Raw genomic sequence first — 16,109 nt, 5'->3', positions numbered from 1 at the left:
TCCGTGACATGACCCTGGACGATGTGCCCGGCGTCGGCGCCCTGGAGCAGCAGCTGTTCCCGATTGACGCCTGGCCCGTGCAGATGTTCATCGACGAGCTCTCCCAGCCGGAGACCCGCCGCTACCTCGTGGCGGAGACCAGCGACGGCATCGTGGGCTATGCCGGGCTGATGTGCATCGAGCCCATCGCGGACATCCAGACCATCGCCGTCGTCCCTGACTATGAGGGGCGCGGCATTGGCAGCACGCTGCTCACGCAACTGATCGGGGAGGCCAGGCACCGCGGTGCGGCCGACGTCCTGCTCGAAGTCCGCGCCGACAACCCCCGCGCACAGCAGCTGTACGTGCGGTTCGGTTTCGAGCAGATCCACATCCGTCCCCGCTACTACCGCGACGGGGTGGACGCCATGATCATGCGGCTCCAGCTCGCCGCACCCGAAACTGATGGCCAACACGCAAGGGAGGCAGGCCAGCCATGAACCGCTCACAGCCCCTGGTGCTGGGCATCGAATCATCCTGCGACGAAACCGGCGTCGGCATCGTGCGCGGCACCACCCTCCTGACCAACACCGTGTCTTCCTCGATGGACGAGCACGTCCGGTTCGGCGGCGTCATTCCAGAGATCGCTTCGCGTGCGCATCTGGACGCGTTCGTCCCCACCCTGGAGCAGGCACTGGCAGACGCCGGCGTGAGCCTTGACGAGGTGGACGCCATCGCCGTGACGTCCGGGCCCGGGCTGGCCGGCGCACTCATGGTGGGCGTGTGCGCTGCCAAGGCGCTCGCCGTCGCCACCGGAAAGCCGCTGTATGCGATCAACCACCTGGTGGCACACGTGGGCGTGGGACTCCTGGATGACCGCGGCAACGGCCGGAAGCAGGAGCTGCCGGAGAACCTGGGCGCCCTGCTGGTCTCCGGCGGACACACTGAAATCCTGCGGATCAACAGCATCACCAGCGACGTGGAGCTCCTGGGTTCCACCATCGATGACGCCGCGGGCGAGGCTTACGACAAAGTGGCCCGCATCCTGGGCCTCGGCTACCCGGGCGGCCCCGCCATCGACAAGGTGGCCCGCGGCGGCAATCCCAAGGCCATCCGCTTTCCCCGCGGCCTCACCCAGCCCAAGTACATGGGCACGGCGGAGGAGCCGGGTCCGCACCGGTATGACTGGTCCTTCAGCGGCCTCAAGACAGCCGTGGCCCGGTGCGTGGAGCAGTTCGAGGCCCGTGGGGAGGAGATCCCGGTGGCTGACATCGCGGCCGCCTTCCAGGAAGCCGTGGTGGACGTGATCTCGTCCAAGGCGGTGCTGGCCTGCCGCGAACACGGCATCAGGGATGTCCTGCTGGGCGGCGGCGTGGCAGCCAACTCACGCCTGCGCGAACTGACGGGGCAGCGCTGCGCCTCCGCCGGCATCCGGCTGCACGTGCCGCCCCTGGACCTCTGCACCGACAACGGCGCCATGGTGGCGGCACTGGGCGCACAGTTGGTGATGGCCGGCGTTGAACCCAGCGGAATCGGCTTCGCCCCGGACTCGTCCATGCCTGTGACGTCGGTATCTCTCCCGGCCTGATCCGGCAACATCTGCCGATGCTCTATCAGTTATGGTCCCTAAAAGCAGGGTTTAGGGACGATAACTGATAGAGCAAGTCAGGCGGTGGGGCCGTTCCGCATCTGCTTGACCAGGTCCAGGACCACGGCCTGGAGGTTCCCGCCGTTCTCCGCGGCAACGCGGCGCTGCCGCTGGTACCCGGCGCCGCGGCGGATGATTTTCTCGACGTCGGCAAGCTCGTCCAGGCAGCGAAGCTTGGCTGCCACCGGCTCCAGCCGGTTCAGCGTCTCGAGCAGGTGCTCGGTGACCAGCTGTTCCCGGCCTGCGGCGTCCAGGATGATGATGGCGTCCATGCCGTAGCGCGCAGCGCGCCACTTGTTCTCCTGCACGTGCCATGGCGGCATGGTGGGGATGGTGCCGCCGTTGTCCAGGGTGGTGGAGAACTCGTCCACCAGGCACTGGGTGAGGGCTGCAATGGCGCCCACTTCCTCCAGCGTGGCCAGGCCGTCGCAGATGCGCATCTCGATGGTCCCGAGCGCAGGCACCGGCCGGATGTCCCAGCGGATTTCCGAGATGGTGTCGATGACGCCGGTGGTGGTCATGTCCTGCACGTAGGACTCGTATTCCTCCCAGGATTTGAACTGGAAGGGCAGCCCCGCGGTGGGAAGCTGCTGGAACATCAGCGCGCGCTGGGAGGCATAGCCGGTGTCCTCGCCGCCCCAGAACGGGCTGGACGCGGAGAGCGCCTGGAAGTGCGGGAAGTAGTTGACCAGGCCGTCCAGGACGGGCAGGGCCTTGTCCCGGCGATCCAGGCCCACGTGCACGTGGACGCCGTAAATGACCATCTGCCGGCCCCACCACTGGGTGCGGTCGATCAGTTTGGCGTAGCGCGCCTTGTCCGTCACGGGCTGCAGCTGCGGCGGGCTGAACGGGTGGCTGCCGGCGCAGAACAGCTCCACGCCCATGGGATCGGTGATTTCGCGGACGGCGGCAACGGACCGGCTCAGGTCCTCTTTGGCCTCGGCGGCTGTTTCGCAGATACCGGTGACCAGTTCCACCGTGTTCAGCAGCAGTTCCTGCTTGATGTGCGGATGTTCGTCGTCTTCGTTGAGTTCCGGGTGGCGCGAGGCCACGCCACGGAGCACCTGGTTGGCCACGGACGCGAGCTCGCCCGTTTTTCCGTCCACCAGGGCAAGCTCCCACTCAACACCGAGGGTTGACTGCCTCGATGACGCGAAGTCGATCTTCACACGTTTCCTTACTGTCCGGTTTGCCGCTGGCTGATGCCGCTCACAGGCTGCGCCGGCTGGCGAACGGGTGGTTCAAGTCTAGTGCAGGGGTAGCATCGTATTGATGGCCCCGTTCCCCCTGCGTCACAGCCCTGCCAAAACCAGCCCTGCCGAATCCCTCCCGCTCCTTCTGGCCCTGTCGGCCCTGGCCCTGGTTTCCTGCACCGCCTCGCCAAACGCGGCCCCGCCGTCGTCCCCGGTGGCACCCACCACTGCGTCACCTTCCGCATCAGCGAGTTCGACGACGGCGCCTCCCACCGCTTCTGCCTCACCTGATCCGGGTTCCCGCCCCCTGGGGTGGGGCCCGGAGCAGCGCGACCAGGACGCCGCGGCAGCCGCTGTCAAAGCCATGTCGCCGGAGCAGAAGGCCGGGCAGGTGCTGCTCCCGTTCTTCAAGGGCAGCCAGGTGGAGGCGCACGCCGCGCTCATCCAGCGCCTGCACCTGGCCGGGTCCATCATCATGGGCGACAACGTGCCGCGGGACCCGCAGGGGAACGTGGATGTTGCCGGCATGGGTGCTGTGAACCAGCGGCTGCAGCAGGCCGCGGCCGCCGACGGCCGTCAGTGGCCGGGCATCATCGGCGTGGACCAGGAAGGCGGCGCCGTGGCGCGCCTGGGGCGCCCGCTGACCGAATGGCCCACGCCCATGAGCTACGGAGCAGCCGGCAACCAGGCCCTGACCCGGGAAGCAGGTAAGGGTTTGGCCAGCGAGTTGGTGCCGCTGGGTTTCGACCTCGACTTCGCACCGGACACCGACGTCACCATCGGGCCCAGCGATCCCACCATTGGTGCGCGGTCCATGTCCGCCGATCCGGCCGCCGCCGCAGCCCACGGGGTGGCCTTTTCCCGGGGCATGCTCGACGCGGGTGTGCTTCCCACCGTGAAGCATTTCCCCGGCCACGGCTCGGTCACGACGGACTCCCACCTCAGCCTGCCCGTCCAGCCCGCCGGCATTGACGAACTCCGCGCCCGGGACTGGAAGCCCTTCCAGGCGGCTGTGGCCGCAGGCCTGCCGGTCGTCATGACCGGGCACATCGCCGTGCCTGCGCTGGAACCCGGCGTGCCGGCGTCGCTTTCCGCACCAAGCTACGCCGCTATGCGGGACCTGGGCTTCAAAGGCGTGGCCGTGACCGACGCCCTCAACATGGGGGCCGTGGACAACCAGTACCCCGCCGGGGCGGCAGCGGTGAAAGCCCTGGGAGCCGGCGCCGACCTGCTGCTGATGCCCGCGGACGTGGAACAGGCGCACGCCGCCATCCTCCAGGCCGTGGCCGCCGGGACCCTTCCCGCCGCCCGGCTCGATGAGGCCGCGCAGCGGGTGGCCACCATGATGATCTGGCATGCCCGGACCACGGCGGCCGCCGGAACCTCGCGTGCAGGTGCTCCGGCCGGCAGCGGCGCCGCGTTGTCGGCCCGGGTTTCGGCATCGGCCCTTACCGTTGTCTCCGGTCCCTGCGGCGGCCCCCTTGTTCCCGGTGCTGTACGCGTGGCCGGCGGGGGACCGGGGGACCGGGAGCGCTTCGAAGCAGCCGCGGCCCGCGCCGGCCTTGCGGTTGGATCAGGTCCGGTGGTGAATTTGATCGGCCTCGGCGGGAAGGCGGCGGGCGGAGACATCGCCGTGGCCCTCGATGCCCCCTGGCCGCTCCAGAACTCCACAGCCCCGGTCAAGCTGGCGCTGTACGGCCGCACGGACACCGCCTTCGATGCGCTGGCAGCCGTGCTGGCAGGAAAGGCGCCCGCTCCCGGGAAGCTGCCCGCCGCCGTCGGGCCCTTTCCTGCGGGAACCGGCTGCCCCTGACCCCCCAAGTAGGTAGCGCTAAGTGTCGTTTTGACCGCTCAAAACGACACTTACCGCTACTCAGTTGGGAGGGGACGGTTTAATGGTCAGGTGCCCATTCTGAATAAAGACATGACCCTCTGCATCTCGCTCTCGGCCCGGCCAAGCAACAACGGGACCCGCTTCCACAACCACCTGTACGGGCAGCTTGACCTGAACTGGATCTACAAGGCGTTCGCGCCCACCAACCTGGAACAGGCCATCGCCGGCGTCCGGGGACTGGGCATCCGCGGCTGTGCCATCTCCATGCCCTACAAGGAGGACGTCATCGCCCTGGTGGACGAGATGGACCCCTCCGCCAAGGCCATCGACTCTGTGAACACCATCGTGAACATGGAGGGGCGCCTCAAGGCGTACAACACCGACTACACGGCGATCGAACAGCTGCTGGCGTCCAACGCGGTCCCCACTGACTATTCCGTACTGGTCCAGGGTGCGGGCGGCATGGCGAAAGCCACGGTTGCCGCCCTCCGGGATGCCGGGTTCAGGGACGTCACCGTCATTGCCCGGAATGAGGTTGCCGGACGTGCCCTCGCGGACCAGTACGGCTTCCAATGGCGTGCAGAGTTCGACGGCGGCACGGCGGACATGATCATCAACGTCACCCCCATCGGCATGGCCGGCGGCGCGGAAGCGGACAGCCTGTCGTTCCCCGCGGAGGCCATCGACGCTGCCCGGCTGGTCTTCGACGTGGTGGCGCTCCCGGCGGAGACGCCGCTGATCCGTGCCGCGCGGGCAGCAGGAAAACCTGTGATCACCGGCGCTGAAGTGGCCACCATCCAGGCACTGGAACAGTTCGTGCTCTACACCGGCGTGCGGCCCACGGCGGAGCAAGTGCGGGCAGCCGAGGAGTTCATGCGCGCCCAGTAGGCGCCTATACCGGTTCCACCACGATGGCCACCCGGTCCTCGCCGATCCGCGTCAGGACCAGGGTGGCGGTCCTGGCGGCACCTTTTTTGGAGTTCTTTCCGCCGGGCAGCAGCTGCTTCCGCAGTTCCTCGGGGGTTACCGCGGTGCCGCGCTTCTTGATATCCAGCACGGTGATGCCCTCCTGCTTCACCCAGGCCTTGAGTGCCTTGACGTTGTAGGGCATGACCTCCAGGACCTTGTAGGCCCGGGCGAACGGGGTGTCCAGGAGTTCCGGGGCGCAGATGTAGGCGATGTGTTCGTCCACCAGGTGCCCGCCGAGCTGCAGTGCCACGTCGGCCACCAGCCCGGCCCGGATCACGGCGCCGTCGGGTTCGTACAGGTAGCCTTCCACCGGTCCCACCGGCGCCGCCGGGCCGGCGCCGAAATCGTCCGCGCTGGTCAGCTCGGCGGGCCCTTGGGAACCCAGGACCAGGGCTGCGCGGCGGACCCCGGGCCTGCGCACGGCGTTGAACCAGAGCGTCACTTCGGTGACGTCCCCGGCCACGGACACCCACTGGGCTTCGCAGCCCGCAGGAACAGACTCGTGCGGCATGCCCGGGCCCATCTTCACGCCTACGGCCTTCCCCCCGGCAGCCAGTGACTCCACGAAGGACAACGGAGGGGAGAACGCCTCGGGGTCCCAGATCCGTTTAGTCCCTGACGTGGAGGTGACGCGGCGCGCGGGATCCAGCCAGACGCCGTCGATCCCTTCCAGCGGGACCGATGCCGCGTCGGCGTGGACCACCGTGGCATTGGGGAAGGGGATGAGGTTCATGGTGGCGCAGGCCGCGGTGGTTTCGTCCATTTCCACTGCGGTGACGTTGATGTCCAGGGATGCCAGGGCCATGGCATCGGCGCCCAGCCCGCAGCCCAGGTCCGCCACGCGGCTGATCCCGGCAGCAGCGAACCGCTGTGCGTGGTGCGCGGCGACGTTCAGGCGCGTGGCCTGCTCCAGGCCGGCCTGGGTGAAGAGCATTTGCCGGGCAAACTCGCCGAATTTAGCCTCGGCCCTGGTACGCAGCCGCGACTGCGTCAGGACGGCGGATACGAGTTCGGCAGGGTGCCCTGCCTTCCGGAGTGCGGAATTGAGCTCAAAGGAGTCCTCGTCCCGGTAGGGGCCCAGCGATGCCAGCAAGTCCCAGCCTTCGGGGGTCAAAAGGGGTGCAATCTGGTCCTGGGGAGCGTGAGCCATGGGTTCCAGCCTAGTGGAGGAGCGCGGGGCGGGGATGCGGATACTGTTGAAACCATGGATGAGAGCACAGCCCCCGTGGAGCCCGGCGGACACGAACCCAGGGACCGCGGCCCGGCAAGGTTTGCCCGTCCCGTCATGATCGCCGCCGCCGTGGTGGCCGTGGTCTGCATCGCCCTGCTGGTGATCATTTTCCTGCTGGACACCTTCAACGCCACCGTCTATTCGGTAGGCGGCAGCGACGTCCAGGACAACACGCAGGAGGCCAGGGACATCCGCGGGCTGTACGACGGCGCCCGGATGGGGAGCATCTTCATCCTCGTCATTGCGGCGCTCGCCGCAGCCGGGGCCGGCTGGGTGCTCTTCCGCGCCCGTAAGACGGGCGGCGGCGACGCCGACGGCGGCGAAGACGTGGACTTCGACGACCTGGGCCGATAGGGGAGCGTGGCCGGCGCCCCGGGCCGCCGTCGTCGGACCCTGAAAAAGGCGTACGCCCATGACGAAACGTTGGCACTCACCTTGACCGAGTGCTAACCCTTACATAGAGTCTTCATTAGCACTCTCCCTAGGAGGGTGCTAACACATGAAGAGCTGCCAGCCAGGCTGCTGCCGGCACCGCGACGACGGTTTGCCAGCCACGGCGGAAAGCTTTCCAGTCCACGAATTTGCTGACGAAAAGGAGAGGTCCGAGTGTCGGTCTCTATTAAGCCTCTTGAGGATCGTATCGTTGTCCGCCCGCTCGAAGCCGAGCAGACCACGGCTTCCGGCCTGGTCATCCCGGACTCCGCGCAGGAGAAGCCGCAGGAAGGCGAAGTTGTTGCAGTAGGCCCCGGCCGCTTCGAAGATGGCAACCGCGTTCCCGTTGACGTAGCCGTTGGCGACGTCGTCATCTACTCCAAGTACGGCGGAACCGAAGTCAAGACCGGCGGCACCGAGTACCTCGTGCTGTCCGCCCGCGACGTCCTGGCTGTCGTCGTAAAGTAACTCTTTCGGATCCCCGTGCCGCCGGCCATGCTCATGCTGGCCGGCAGTGCGGGGTTCTGTCTTTGAAAGGACAAAACCATGGCAAAGCAGCTTGCGTTCAATGACGCTGCCCGCCGGTCCCTTGAGGCCGGCATCGATAAGCTTGCGAACACCGTCAAGGTGACGCTCGGCCCCCGCGGCCGCAACGTCGTCCTGGACAAGAAGTGGGGCGCCCCCACCATCACGAACGACGGCGTCACCATCGCCCGTGAAGTGGAACTGGACGACCCCTACGAGAACCTTGGCGCCCAGCTGGCCAAGGAAGTAGCCACGAAGACCAACGACGTTGCCGGCGACGGCACCACCACCGCAACGGTCCTGGCCCAGGCCCTGGTCAAGGAAGGCCTGCGCAACGTTGCAGCAGGTGCTGCCCCCGGCCAGATCAAGCGCGGCATCGAAGTTGCGGTTGAAGCCGTGGCTGCCCGCCTGCTGGAGAACGCCCGCCCCGTCGAAGGCACCCAGGTGGCAAACGTTGCCGCCATCTCCGCCCAGAGCGACGAAATCGGCGAGCTCCTGGCCGAGGCCTTCGGCAAGGTGGGCAAGGATGGCGTCATCACCATCGAAGAGTCCTCCACCACCCAGACCGAACTGGTCCTCACCGAGGGCATGCAGTTCGACAAGGGCTACCTGTCCCCGTACTTCGTCACCGACGCGGAACGCCAGGAAGCAGTCCTCGAGGACGCGCTCATCCTGATCAACCAGGGCAAGATCTCCTCCATCCAGGAATTCCTGCCGCTGCTGGAAAAGGCGCTTCAGGCTTCCAAGCCGCTGTTCATCATCGCCGAGGACGTCGAGGGCGAGGCCCTGTCGACGCTGATCGTCAACCGCATCCGCGGCACCCTTAACGTCGTTGCCGTCAAGGCTCCCGGCTTCGGTGACCGCCGCAAGGCCATGCTGCAGGACATTGCCACCCTCACCGGTGCGCAGGTTGTCTCCCCGGAACTGGGCCTGAGCCTGGACACCGTTGGCCTGGAGGTGCTGGGTACCGCCCGCCGCATCACGGTCACCAAGGACAACACCACCATCGTGGACGGCGCAGGTTCGGCCGAGGACGTGGCCGCACGCGTTGCCCAGCTGCGCGCCGAGGTTACCCGCACCGACTCCGACTGGGACCGCGAAAAGCTCCAGGAGCGGCTGGCCAAGCTGGCCGGCGGCATCGGCGTCATCAAGGTGGGTGCCGCAACCGAGGTTGAGCTGAAGGAAAAGAAGCACCGCATCGAGGACGCCGTGTCCTCCACCCGCGCTGCCCTCGAAGAAGGCATCGTGGCCGGTGGTGGCTCGGCCCTGATCCACGCCCTCAAGGCACTGGATGAGGACGCTTCCGTGAAGGCCCTCGAAGGTGACGCTGCCGCCGCCGTCGGCATTGTCCGCCGTGCACTGGTGCAGCCGCTGCGCTGGATCGCCCAGAACGCCGGCTTCGACGGCTACGTGGTCACCTCCAAGGTTGCCGACCTCGAAACCAACAACGGCTTCAACGCCAAGTCCGGCGAGTACGAGGACCTGATCGGCGCGGGCGTCATCGACCCCGTCAAGGTCACCCGTGCTGCCCTCCGCAACGCGGCCTCCATCGCCGCCCTGGTTCTCACCACCGAGACCCTTGTCGTGGAGAAGCCGGCCGAAGAGGACGAGCACGCAGGCCACAGCCACTAATCCCTTCTTGAAAGGGGCGCGGCAGGCGCCATGCAGAAAACCGGTCCAGCATCAGCTGGGCCGGTTTTTTGTGTTCCTGTAAGGGGGGCCGGTATCAGCCGGCGTCCATGTCCGCCGTTTCGACTCCGCCTGCACGCTCATAAACCAGCGAGACTGCTCCCTTGGGGTAGCTGCGTGCCGGCTCGGCGAGGCGGAACGTGGCGGGTATGGTCCCGGCGTCGAAAAGCCGCTTGCCTTGCCCCAGGATGACCGGGTACAGCCAGAGATGTAGGCGGTCCAGCACCTCTGCCTCCAGCAAAGACCGGATGAGGACCCCGCTGCCGAACATGTGCACCTGCTGGTACTCGTCCCGCAGCCTGCCTGCCGCCACGGCATCCGGCAGCACGGTGGTGCCTGCCCATGCCGGATCAGTGAGGGAGCCGGACACCACAAATTTGGGGACCCGGTTGAGGGTCTCCGCGATGTCCCCTGACTGGTGGGGCCAATAGGCGGCGAAGATGTCGTACGTCTTCCGGCCGAGGAGCAGGGCATCCATCCGCTCGATGCCAGCAGCAATGGCGGCGCCGGACTCATCGTCGGACACCGGTGCCTGCCAGCCGCCAAAGGCGAAACTGCCCTCGGGGTCTTCTTCGCGGCCGCCGGGCGCCTGGTAGACGCCGTCGAGGGTGATGAACAGGTTGGCAACGATGAGTCCCATGCGCCCATTCTGGAACCGGACCGTAGGCCTGTCCAGTGCCGTGGCAGGATGGTGCCATGCTGCTCCTTGAGCTCGTCAAAACCGCGGAGGCCGTCACCTCCACCCGTTCCCGGCTGGCGAAAGTGGATGCGCTGGCCCAGTTGCTGGGCCGGCTTGAGCCGGCGGAGATCCCGACGGCGGTGGGCTGGCTCGTTGCCAAGCCCCGCCAGGGACGCGTGGGCGTCGGCTGGAGCGCCGTGGCAGCGGCCAAGGAGGAACCCGCCGTCGAGCCAACCCTCACCGTGGCCGACCTTGACGCCGCCCTTGACCGCCTGCTTGCCACGGCAGGTACCGGATCGGGCGCCGGGCGCGCAGCCACACTGGGGAAGCTGATGGCGGCGGCAACCGCGCCGGAGCAGTCATTCATCGCCGGGGTCCTCCTTGGCGAGCTTCGCACCGGAGCCCTGGAGGGCGTGCTGACGGATGCCGTTGCGCGCGCTGCCGCGAAGCCCGTTGCCGCCGTACGCCGCGCTGCCATGCTTTCCGGGGACCTGGGTGGAACCGCCCTGCTGGCCATTACCGGCACCGAAGCCGAGCTCGACGCCGTCGGCCTGATGGTGGGCCGTCCCGTGCAGCCCATGCTCGCGGCGACCGCATCCAGCCCCAGTGCAGCCTTGGAAGCGACCGGGGAGGCGTCGGTGGAATACAAGCTCGACGGCGCCCGCATCCAAGTGCACCGGGCCGGCGACGATGTCAGCATCTTCACCCGCAACCTCGCCGACGTCACGCACCGGCTCCCCGAGGTGGTGGAGGTAGTGCGCGGACTTCCGCTGCAGGACGTGATCCTTGACGGTGAAACCCTGGCCCTGGACGAGGAAGGCGGCCCGCGGCCGTTCCAGGAAACCATGGCGCGCTTTGGTGCGGATGCGGTGCGCGAAACGGTGCTGCATCCGTGGTTCTTCGACGTGCTGCACCTCGATGGGCGGGACCTGCTCGACGAGCCGCTGTCCGCCCGGATCAGTGAGCTCGAGCGTATAGCGCCCGAGCACCGGATACCGGGAGAGGTCACGGCTGATCCGGCCGTCGCGGAGCGGGTGTCGCAGGAGGCGCTTGCCGCCGGACATGAAGGCGTCGTGGTGAAGGCGATCGGGTCCACCTATGCGGCCGGCCGGCGCGGGTCCAACTGGGTGAAGGTCAAGCCCGTGCTGACGTACGACCTGGTGGTGCTCGCCTGCGAATGGGGATCCGGACGCCGCACCGGGACGCTGTCCAACCTGCACCTGGGCGCCCTTGACCCTGACGGGGAGTTCGGTGAACCTGGCGGCTACGTGATGGTGGGCAAGACCTTCAAGGGCCTCACTGACGAATTGCTGCGGTGGCAGACGGAAAGGTTCCAGGAGCTTGAGGTGCGGCGCACTTCCGGCACCGTGTGGGTGCAGCCTGTCACCGTCGTCGAAATCGCCATCGACGGCGTGCAGCAGTCCCCGCGGTACCCGGGCGGCATCGCCCTGAGGTTTGCCCGGGTCAAGCGCTACCGCGACGACAAGGCTCCGGCGGAAGCGGACACCATCCAGACCCTGCGCGGCCTGCTTCGTTCATAGCAGGCAACGCGGCCCACCCTTCCGGACCAGCCCTATGTCCGGGCCCAGGTTGGGTCCGGAGGTGGCCCGGGAAGCACGCGGGACCCGCTTGTGCAGGGTGTGCGGCGGGCGTACGGTGACGCACATAAGTACCCTGGCGCCCACCGCATGCCGGCAACAAGCCAGGCCGGACCGTTGGTGTCCGAGGAGGACAGGTGTCAGCTGAAACGGGCATAGACAAAGGCAGGTCCGCCTTCCGCGAGCACCGCTGGGGCGATGCTTCCAAGAGCTACGCGGAGGCGGACAGGCACGGCGGTCTTCCCGCTGCCGACCTGGAGCGGCTGGGCACGTCCGGAATCCTGACCGGGGACATCGTCGCTGGCCTGGAAACGCTAACCCGCGCCCACGAGGAGTATCTTGTGATGGGCGACGTCGAGGGTGCCGCACGGTGCGCGGGCTGGATGGGCATGCACCTGATGTTCATGGGGGAAAGGGTACGCGCCGGAGGGTGGTTCGCCCGTGGCCGGCGGCTCGCTGACGAACTGGCGGAGCCCGGCGCAGTGCAGGGCCTCCTGCTCCTCCCCGACGGTTTGGGCAAACTTTACGGCGGTGATCCGGCGGGTGCCCTGGAGGTATTCTCCCGCGTTGCCGAGTACGGCCAGCGGTTCCACGACAAAGACCTCTCCGCGCTGGGCCTGCTCGGCACCGGCCAGGCCACCTTGATGCTGGGCCACCCGGACAAGGGACTCGCCATGTTCGATGAGGCCATGGTTGCCGTCACGGCAGGTGAAGTCTCCCCGGTCCCCTCGGGAATCATCTACTGCGCGGTCATCGGCAATTGCCACCTTGCATTCGACCTGGCAAGGGCGCTGGCCTGGACAACTGCCCTTGACCGCTGGTGCAGTGAACGGCCTGACATGGTTCCATTCAGTGGCCAGTGCCACGCGCACCGTGCCGAGCTCTTCCGGCTGCACGGTGCGTGGCCGGAGGCCCTGCAAGCCGCGGCCGTGGCCCAAGGGTACTCAACCCGCGGTGATCCGCAGGCCCTGTACGGCGCTTACTACCAGCAGGGCGAAATCCAGCGGCTGACCGGAAACCTGGCGGCCGCCGAGGCTTCGTACCGCCACGCGGCCGGAAGCGGCTATGAGCCCCAACCCGGGCTGGCCCTCCTGTGCCTGGCCCGTGATGAAGTGCAACAGGCCCAATCGATGATCCGCAGGGCCATCGGTGTGGCGGACGTGGCCACCCGCCGGCACCTGTTGCCGGCCCTGGTGGAGATCGAACTTGCCTCATCCGCCCCTGAAGCGGCGCGGCGTGGTGCCGACGAGTTGGGAGCTTTTGCGCGCGAATGCCCCATGCCGATGGTGCGTGCCCTTGCCAGCCAGGCCGACGGCGGGGTCCTCCTCTCCGAGGACGATCCGGTGGGTGCCTCGCAAGCCCTGCGGCAGGCTTGGAAACTGTGGCTGGAGCTCGGTGTGCCGTACGAGGCAGCCCGATGCCGGGTTCTCATTGGGTGTGCGTGCCGGAACCTCGGTGATGAGCCTTCAGCGTTGATGGATTTCGAGGCGGCGCATCGGGAGTTCCTGGAACTGGGTGCGGCTCCAGCCGCAGCGTGGACTGGGAGCCTCCTGCGGGAGGCCCAGGGCAGTCCGGGCGGTGCTGACGGGCCGTTGACACCACGGGAAGTGGAAGTGCTGCGGCTGGTTGCCTCGGGGATGGGAAACCGCGCCATTGCCGCGGAGCTGTACCTCAGCGAAAAGACCGTGGCACGCCATCTGAGCAACATCTTCCTCAAGCTGGGCCTGCCCTCCAGGACGGCTGCAACCAGTTACGCCTATGAGCACGGAATAGTCGGTTGAGATGGTCCGCCTGCTGCCGGCGCCCAGCTGATCCACCTGCACACCATTACCCATAATCCTCCGGCGGAGATACATGTTTTGGCCGATGAGGATTGGCCTGCCGCAACCGTAGCCTCAAAGCATGAACCTTCCGACGCTGGCCGGCACCATCTCAGCGGTGCTCTTCGCTGCAGGTATGTGGCCGATGCTTCTGAAGGCTGCCCGCACCAAGGACCTTGCGTCCTACAGTCTGGCCAGCCTCGTGCTGAGCAACGTAGCCAACGCCATGCATTCGGTCTACGTCTTCAGCCTTCCGGCCGGCCCAATTTGGGTCCTGCACCTGGCATACGTCATGGCTTCGGGCCTGATGCTCGCCTGGTGGCTGCGCTATAGGGGAACAGGGAGCGCCGGGGCCGCGGCACGGAACAAGGCCACGGCGGAACTTCCGTCTACGCAATCCAATTGAGGGAAAGGAACCACAGTCATGAACAACGACGACGTCTCCGGCACGCTGGACACGATGATCATCGGTGGCGGCCAGGCCGGTCTTGCCTTGGGGTATTACCTGCAACGGCAAAAACGCGCCTTCCTGATTCTGGACGCCTGCCCCAGGACCGGGGACTCCTGGCGGCGGCGCTGGGATTCGCTGCGGGTTTTTACACCCGCCAAATACGACGGTCTTCCCGGACTGGCTTTTCCTGCCGATCCGCTGTCCTTCCCTGCCAAGGACGAACTGGCGGACTACCTCGAACGGTACGCGGCGGAATTCCACCTGCCGGTCCGGCAAGGCATCCGTGTCGAGCGGCTCTGGCGGGAAGGGGACCGGTACGTTGCCGCGTCAAACGGCCATCGGTGGGAGGCCCGGAATGTGGTGGTGGCCACGGGTGCTGAACGGGTGGCCAAAATTCCGGACTTCGCTTCCCGGCTTTCCCCCTCTCTTGTCCAGTTCCATTCGAGCAACTATCGGAACCCCGGGCAGCTGCAGGACGGGCCCGTTCTGGTGGTTGGGCTGGGTAACTCCGGTGCTGAAATAGCCCTGGAAGTCAGCCGGACCCATCCCACCCTCGTGGCAGGCAAACCCGGCGGAGAGCTCCCCGTGAAGCACGGACGTGCGGCGGCACGCTATGTCCTGCCGCTGGTCCGGTTTGCCGGCCTGTACGTGCTGAATGTCGGCACACCCATCGGGCGCAGGGCCATACCCGCACTCAAAGCACATGGTGCACCCCTGATCCGGACGAAGTCCAAAGACCTTGCTGCCGCCGGGGTGCGGTTGGTTCCCCGGGTCAGGGGGGTGGAGGGCGGCGTGCCCGTCCTTGAGGATGGCAGCCGGCCGCAAATCGCCAACGTGATCTGGTGCACCGGGTTCCGTGCGGACTTCGCCTGGCTGGATCCGGACCTGCTCGATAACGGGGGAATGCCCCGGCAGCAACGCGGGGTAGCGTTGGATTCGCCCGGCCTGTTCTTCCTGGGACAGGACTTCATGTACGCGGTGGCTTCAGCGACGCTTCCGGGGGTGTGCCGGGATGCGCGTCACCTGGCCGCGAAGATGCCGGCCCCGGCTAACCGCGGCTCCTTGTCCGCTGCCGCCTGAGGCTCCGCGCCACACCGTGGGGCACCCGCCTGTAAACCATCCGGTAAAAGAGCAAAACCGCCAGGGCGGCCACCACGATGCCCACGAGGTTGAGCAGCAGTTGGAGGGCAGAGCCGGCCGCCTTCTGGTATTCACCAAGGACCAAGGCCACCGCAACGTATCCCGCCGCCGGCACGGTGGTTACCGAGATGAAGACGCCGATCAGGGCCGCGGAGCGCCGGCCGATGATGGAGAGCATCCCGGCGATCCCTGCCAGGACGGCCACAATCATTGAATACGGGCCCGGATGGTAGATGAATTCCACCGCGGAGCCCTTGTCCAACGCATCGCGCGGGAAAAGACCGAGCGGCACCGATAGCCATGCCGTCAGTGCCGCCAGTAGCATGGCAACCGGGAAGCCAACACACAGCGCAACAGCCGCCCGCCGGCCAAGCTTCCACTGACGGGTGGCAAGCGAGACGGCCAGGGCGGCCAGCGGCCCGAACTCAGGCCCCACCGCCATGGCCCCCACAATGGCAATAGGGGAGTCCGTCACGATGCCGATCCCGGCGAGCTGGGTTGCCAATACCAGGAAGGCAACGAAGTTCCACGTCAGGCGGGAATCCTCGCCCGTTTGCCGGGTCACGTCATCCCAGATCACCGCGTCTGCGCCGTCCCCGGGCGCAGCCTGTTCCGCGCGGTCGGCATTCCTGGAAAGGACGAATTCCGGTGCGCTCATGGCTATGGAGCCCACGTCCTGGACCTTCAGGATCTCCAGCTTCTCAAGCAGTTCCTCCACCGACTCCCGGGCGATCAGGACCTCGATGACGTCGCCCTGAGGCACCACGGACGCGCCCGGAACCAGGGCAACTTCTGCCGCGCCCCGCTGCTCACGGCACGTCTTCAGGGTCACGGCGGACAGGTCCGAGGGCACGCAAATCCGCAGCTGGACAACCACGCCGGCTCCCTTCGATGGTTGGGGCCAGCATAGTCCGAACCCGG

At 67.1% G+C, this 16,109-nt stretch carries 15 protein-coding genes; 11 read left to right on the top strand and 4 right to left on the bottom strand.

The genetic code is table 11. The annotated features are described in order from the left end of the window. The first annotated feature begins 8 nt into the window (after nt 1–8). The gene (rimI, locus tag FBY33_RS18945; protein ID WP_442858355.1) at nt 9–479 is read left to right on the top strand and encodes a ribosomal protein S18-alanine N-acetyltransferase; all 471 of its coding nucleotides are present in this window, start codon (nt 9–11) and stop codon (nt 477–479) included. Beyond that, nucleotides 476–1,567: a tRNA (adenosine(37)-N6)-threonylcarbamoyltransferase complex transferase subunit TsaD gene (gene tsaD, locus FBY33_RS18940; protein ID WP_142031926.1), complete on the top strand. Its 1,092-nt coding sequence runs from the start codon at nt 476–478 to the stop codon at nt 1,565–1,567. The genes rimI and tsaD overlap by 4 nt, the downstream gene beginning before the upstream one ends. A 77-nt stretch (nt 1,568–1,644) precedes the next feature. Here tsaD and FBY33_RS18935 read toward each other — a convergent pair whose 3' ends face one another. Then, on the bottom strand, nt 1,645–2,796 hold the full coding sequence (locus FBY33_RS18935; protein WP_142031924.1) for a glutamate--cysteine ligase: 1,152 nt from the start codon (nt 2,794–2,796) through the stop codon (nt 1,645–1,647). Between the two features lie 388 nt (nt 2,797–3,184). On the opposite strand from FBY33_RS18935, the gene FBY33_RS18925 reads away from it, so the two are divergent. Continuing rightward, a complete protein-coding gene (locus FBY33_RS18925) occupies nt 3,185–4,633 on the top strand; it encodes a glycoside hydrolase family 3 protein (RefSeq protein ID WP_142031920.1) in 1,449 nt (482 codons plus the stop codon). Nucleotides 4,634–4,723: 90 nt separating this feature from the next. Then, nucleotides 4,724–5,542 (top strand): shikimate 5-dehydrogenase, encoded by an 819-nt coding sequence (locus FBY33_RS18920; protein ID WP_268815879.1) that lies wholly within the window; start codon nt 4,724–4,726, stop codon nt 5,540–5,542. A gap of 4 nt (nt 5,543–5,546) precedes the next feature. Here the strand turns inward: FBY33_RS18920 and FBY33_RS18915 are convergent, their stop codons facing one another. Continuing rightward, nucleotides 5,547–6,773 carry a class I SAM-dependent methyltransferase gene (locus FBY33_RS18915; RefSeq protein ID WP_142031918.1) on the bottom strand — a complete coding sequence of 409 codons (1,227 nt, stop codon included), beginning with the start codon at nt 6,771–6,773 and terminating at the stop codon, nt 5,547–5,549. Between the two features lie 54 nt (nt 6,774–6,827). On the opposite strand from FBY33_RS18915, the gene FBY33_RS18910 reads away from it, so the two are divergent. The 3 genes from FBY33_RS18910 to groL all read left to right on the top strand — a co-directional run bounded on the left by FBY33_RS18910 (nt 6,828) and on the right by groL (nt 9,443). Continuing rightward, on the top strand, nt 6,828–7,208 hold the full coding sequence (locus FBY33_RS18910; RefSeq protein ID WP_142031915.1) for a hypothetical protein: 381 nt from the start codon (nt 6,828–6,830) through the stop codon (nt 7,206–7,208). Between the two features lie 252 nt (nt 7,209–7,460). Continuing rightward, nucleotides 7,461–7,754 carry a co-chaperone GroES gene (gene groES, locus FBY33_RS18905; RefSeq protein ID WP_043454746.1) on the top strand — a complete coding sequence of 98 codons (294 nt, stop codon included), beginning with the start codon at nt 7,461–7,463 and terminating at the stop codon, nt 7,752–7,754. A 78-nt stretch (nt 7,755–7,832) separates the two neighbouring features. After that, nucleotides 7,833–9,443 carry a chaperonin GroEL gene (groL, locus tag FBY33_RS18900; RefSeq protein ID WP_142031913.1) on the top strand — a complete coding sequence of 537 codons (1,611 nt, stop codon included), beginning with the start codon at nt 7,833–7,835 and terminating at the stop codon, nt 9,441–9,443. 94 nt (nt 9,444–9,537) lie between these two features. Here the strand turns inward: groL and FBY33_RS18895 are convergent, their stop codons facing one another. After that, nucleotides 9,538–10,140 (bottom strand): dihydrofolate reductase family protein, encoded by a 603-nt coding sequence (locus tag FBY33_RS18895; protein WP_142031911.1) that lies wholly within the window; start codon nt 10,138–10,140, stop codon nt 9,538–9,540. A 56-nt stretch (nt 10,141–10,196) separates the two neighbouring features. On the opposite strand from FBY33_RS18895, the gene FBY33_RS18890 reads away from it, so the two are divergent. The 4 genes from FBY33_RS18890 to FBY33_RS18875 all read left to right on the top strand — a co-directional run bounded on the left by FBY33_RS18890 (nt 10,197) and on the right by FBY33_RS18875 (nt 15,128). Next, nucleotides 10,197–11,720: an ATP-dependent DNA ligase gene (locus FBY33_RS18890; RefSeq protein WP_142031909.1), complete on the top strand. Its 1,524-nt coding sequence runs from the start codon at nt 10,197–10,199 to the stop codon at nt 11,718–11,720. A gap of 194 nt (nt 11,721–11,914) precedes the next feature. Further along, nucleotides 11,915–13,558, top strand: coding sequence for a helix-turn-helix transcriptional regulator (locus FBY33_RS18885; protein WP_142031907.1), 1,644 nt, complete (start codon nt 11,915–11,917; stop codon nt 13,556–13,558). A 121-nt stretch (nt 13,559–13,679) separates the two neighbouring features. Continuing rightward, on the top strand, nt 13,680–14,003 hold the full coding sequence (locus FBY33_RS18880) for a hypothetical protein (protein ID WP_142031905.1): 324 nt from the start codon (nt 13,680–13,682) through the stop codon (nt 14,001–14,003). A gap of 18 nt (nt 14,004–14,021) precedes the next feature. Then, entirely contained in the window at nt 14,022–15,128 is a 1,107-nt protein-coding gene (locus FBY33_RS18875; RefSeq protein WP_142031903.1) for a flavin-containing monooxygenase, read from the top strand. Here FBY33_RS18875 and FBY33_RS18870 read toward each other — a convergent pair. Continuing rightward, entirely contained in the window at nt 15,097–16,065 is a 969-nt protein-coding gene (locus FBY33_RS18870; RefSeq protein WP_142031901.1) for a DUF389 domain-containing protein, read from the bottom strand. The two genes, FBY33_RS18875 and FBY33_RS18870, sit on opposite strands and share 32 nt — an antisense overlap. Nucleotides 16,066–16,109 lie beyond the last annotated feature (44 nt).

Source organism: Arthrobacter sp. SLBN-112 (genome assembly GCF_006715225.1).
GTDB lineage: Bacteria > Actinomycetota > Actinomycetes > Actinomycetales > Micrococcaceae > Arthrobacter.
Note: the sequence above shows the minus strand (reverse complement) of the source record. Positions and strands in the feature narration are given on the sequence as shown.

What these genes read in the sequence shown, in the direction of transcription:
- rimI (WP_442858355.1), top strand. Translation starts at nt 9, where the DNA reads ATGACCCTGGACGATGTGCCCGGCGTCGGCGCCCTGGAGCAGCAGCTG.
- tsaD (WP_142031926.1), top strand. Translation starts at nt 476, where the DNA reads ATGAACCGCTCACAGCCCCTGGTGCTGGGCATCGAATCATCCTGCGAC.
- FBY33_RS18925 (WP_142031920.1), top strand. Translation starts at nt 3,185, where the DNA reads ATGTCGCCGGAGCAGAAGGCCGGGCAGGTGCTGCTCCCGTTCTTCAAG.
- FBY33_RS18915 (WP_142031918.1), bottom strand. Translation starts at nt 6,773, where the DNA reads ATGGCTCACGCTCCCCAGGACCAGATTGCACCCCTTTTGACCCCCGAA.
- FBY33_RS18910 (WP_142031915.1), top strand. Translation starts at nt 6,828, where the DNA reads ATGGATGAGAGCACAGCCCCCGTGGAGCCCGGCGGACACGAACCCAGG.
- groL (WP_142031913.1), top strand. Translation starts at nt 7,833, where the DNA reads ATGGCAAAGCAGCTTGCGTTCAATGACGCTGCCCGCCGGTCCCTTGAG.
- FBY33_RS18895 (WP_142031911.1), bottom strand. Translation starts at nt 10,140, where the DNA reads ATGGGACTCATCGTTGCCAACCTGTTCATCACCCTCGACGGCGTCTAC.
- FBY33_RS18890 (WP_142031909.1), top strand. Translation starts at nt 10,197, where the DNA reads ATGCTGCTCCTTGAGCTCGTCAAAACCGCGGAGGCCGTCACCTCCACC.
- FBY33_RS18880 (WP_142031905.1), top strand. Translation starts at nt 13,680, where the DNA reads ATGAACCTTCCGACGCTGGCCGGCACCATCTCAGCGGTGCTCTTCGCT.
- FBY33_RS18875 (WP_142031903.1), top strand. Translation starts at nt 14,022, where the DNA reads ATGAACAACGACGACGTCTCCGGCACGCTGGACACGATGATCATCGGT.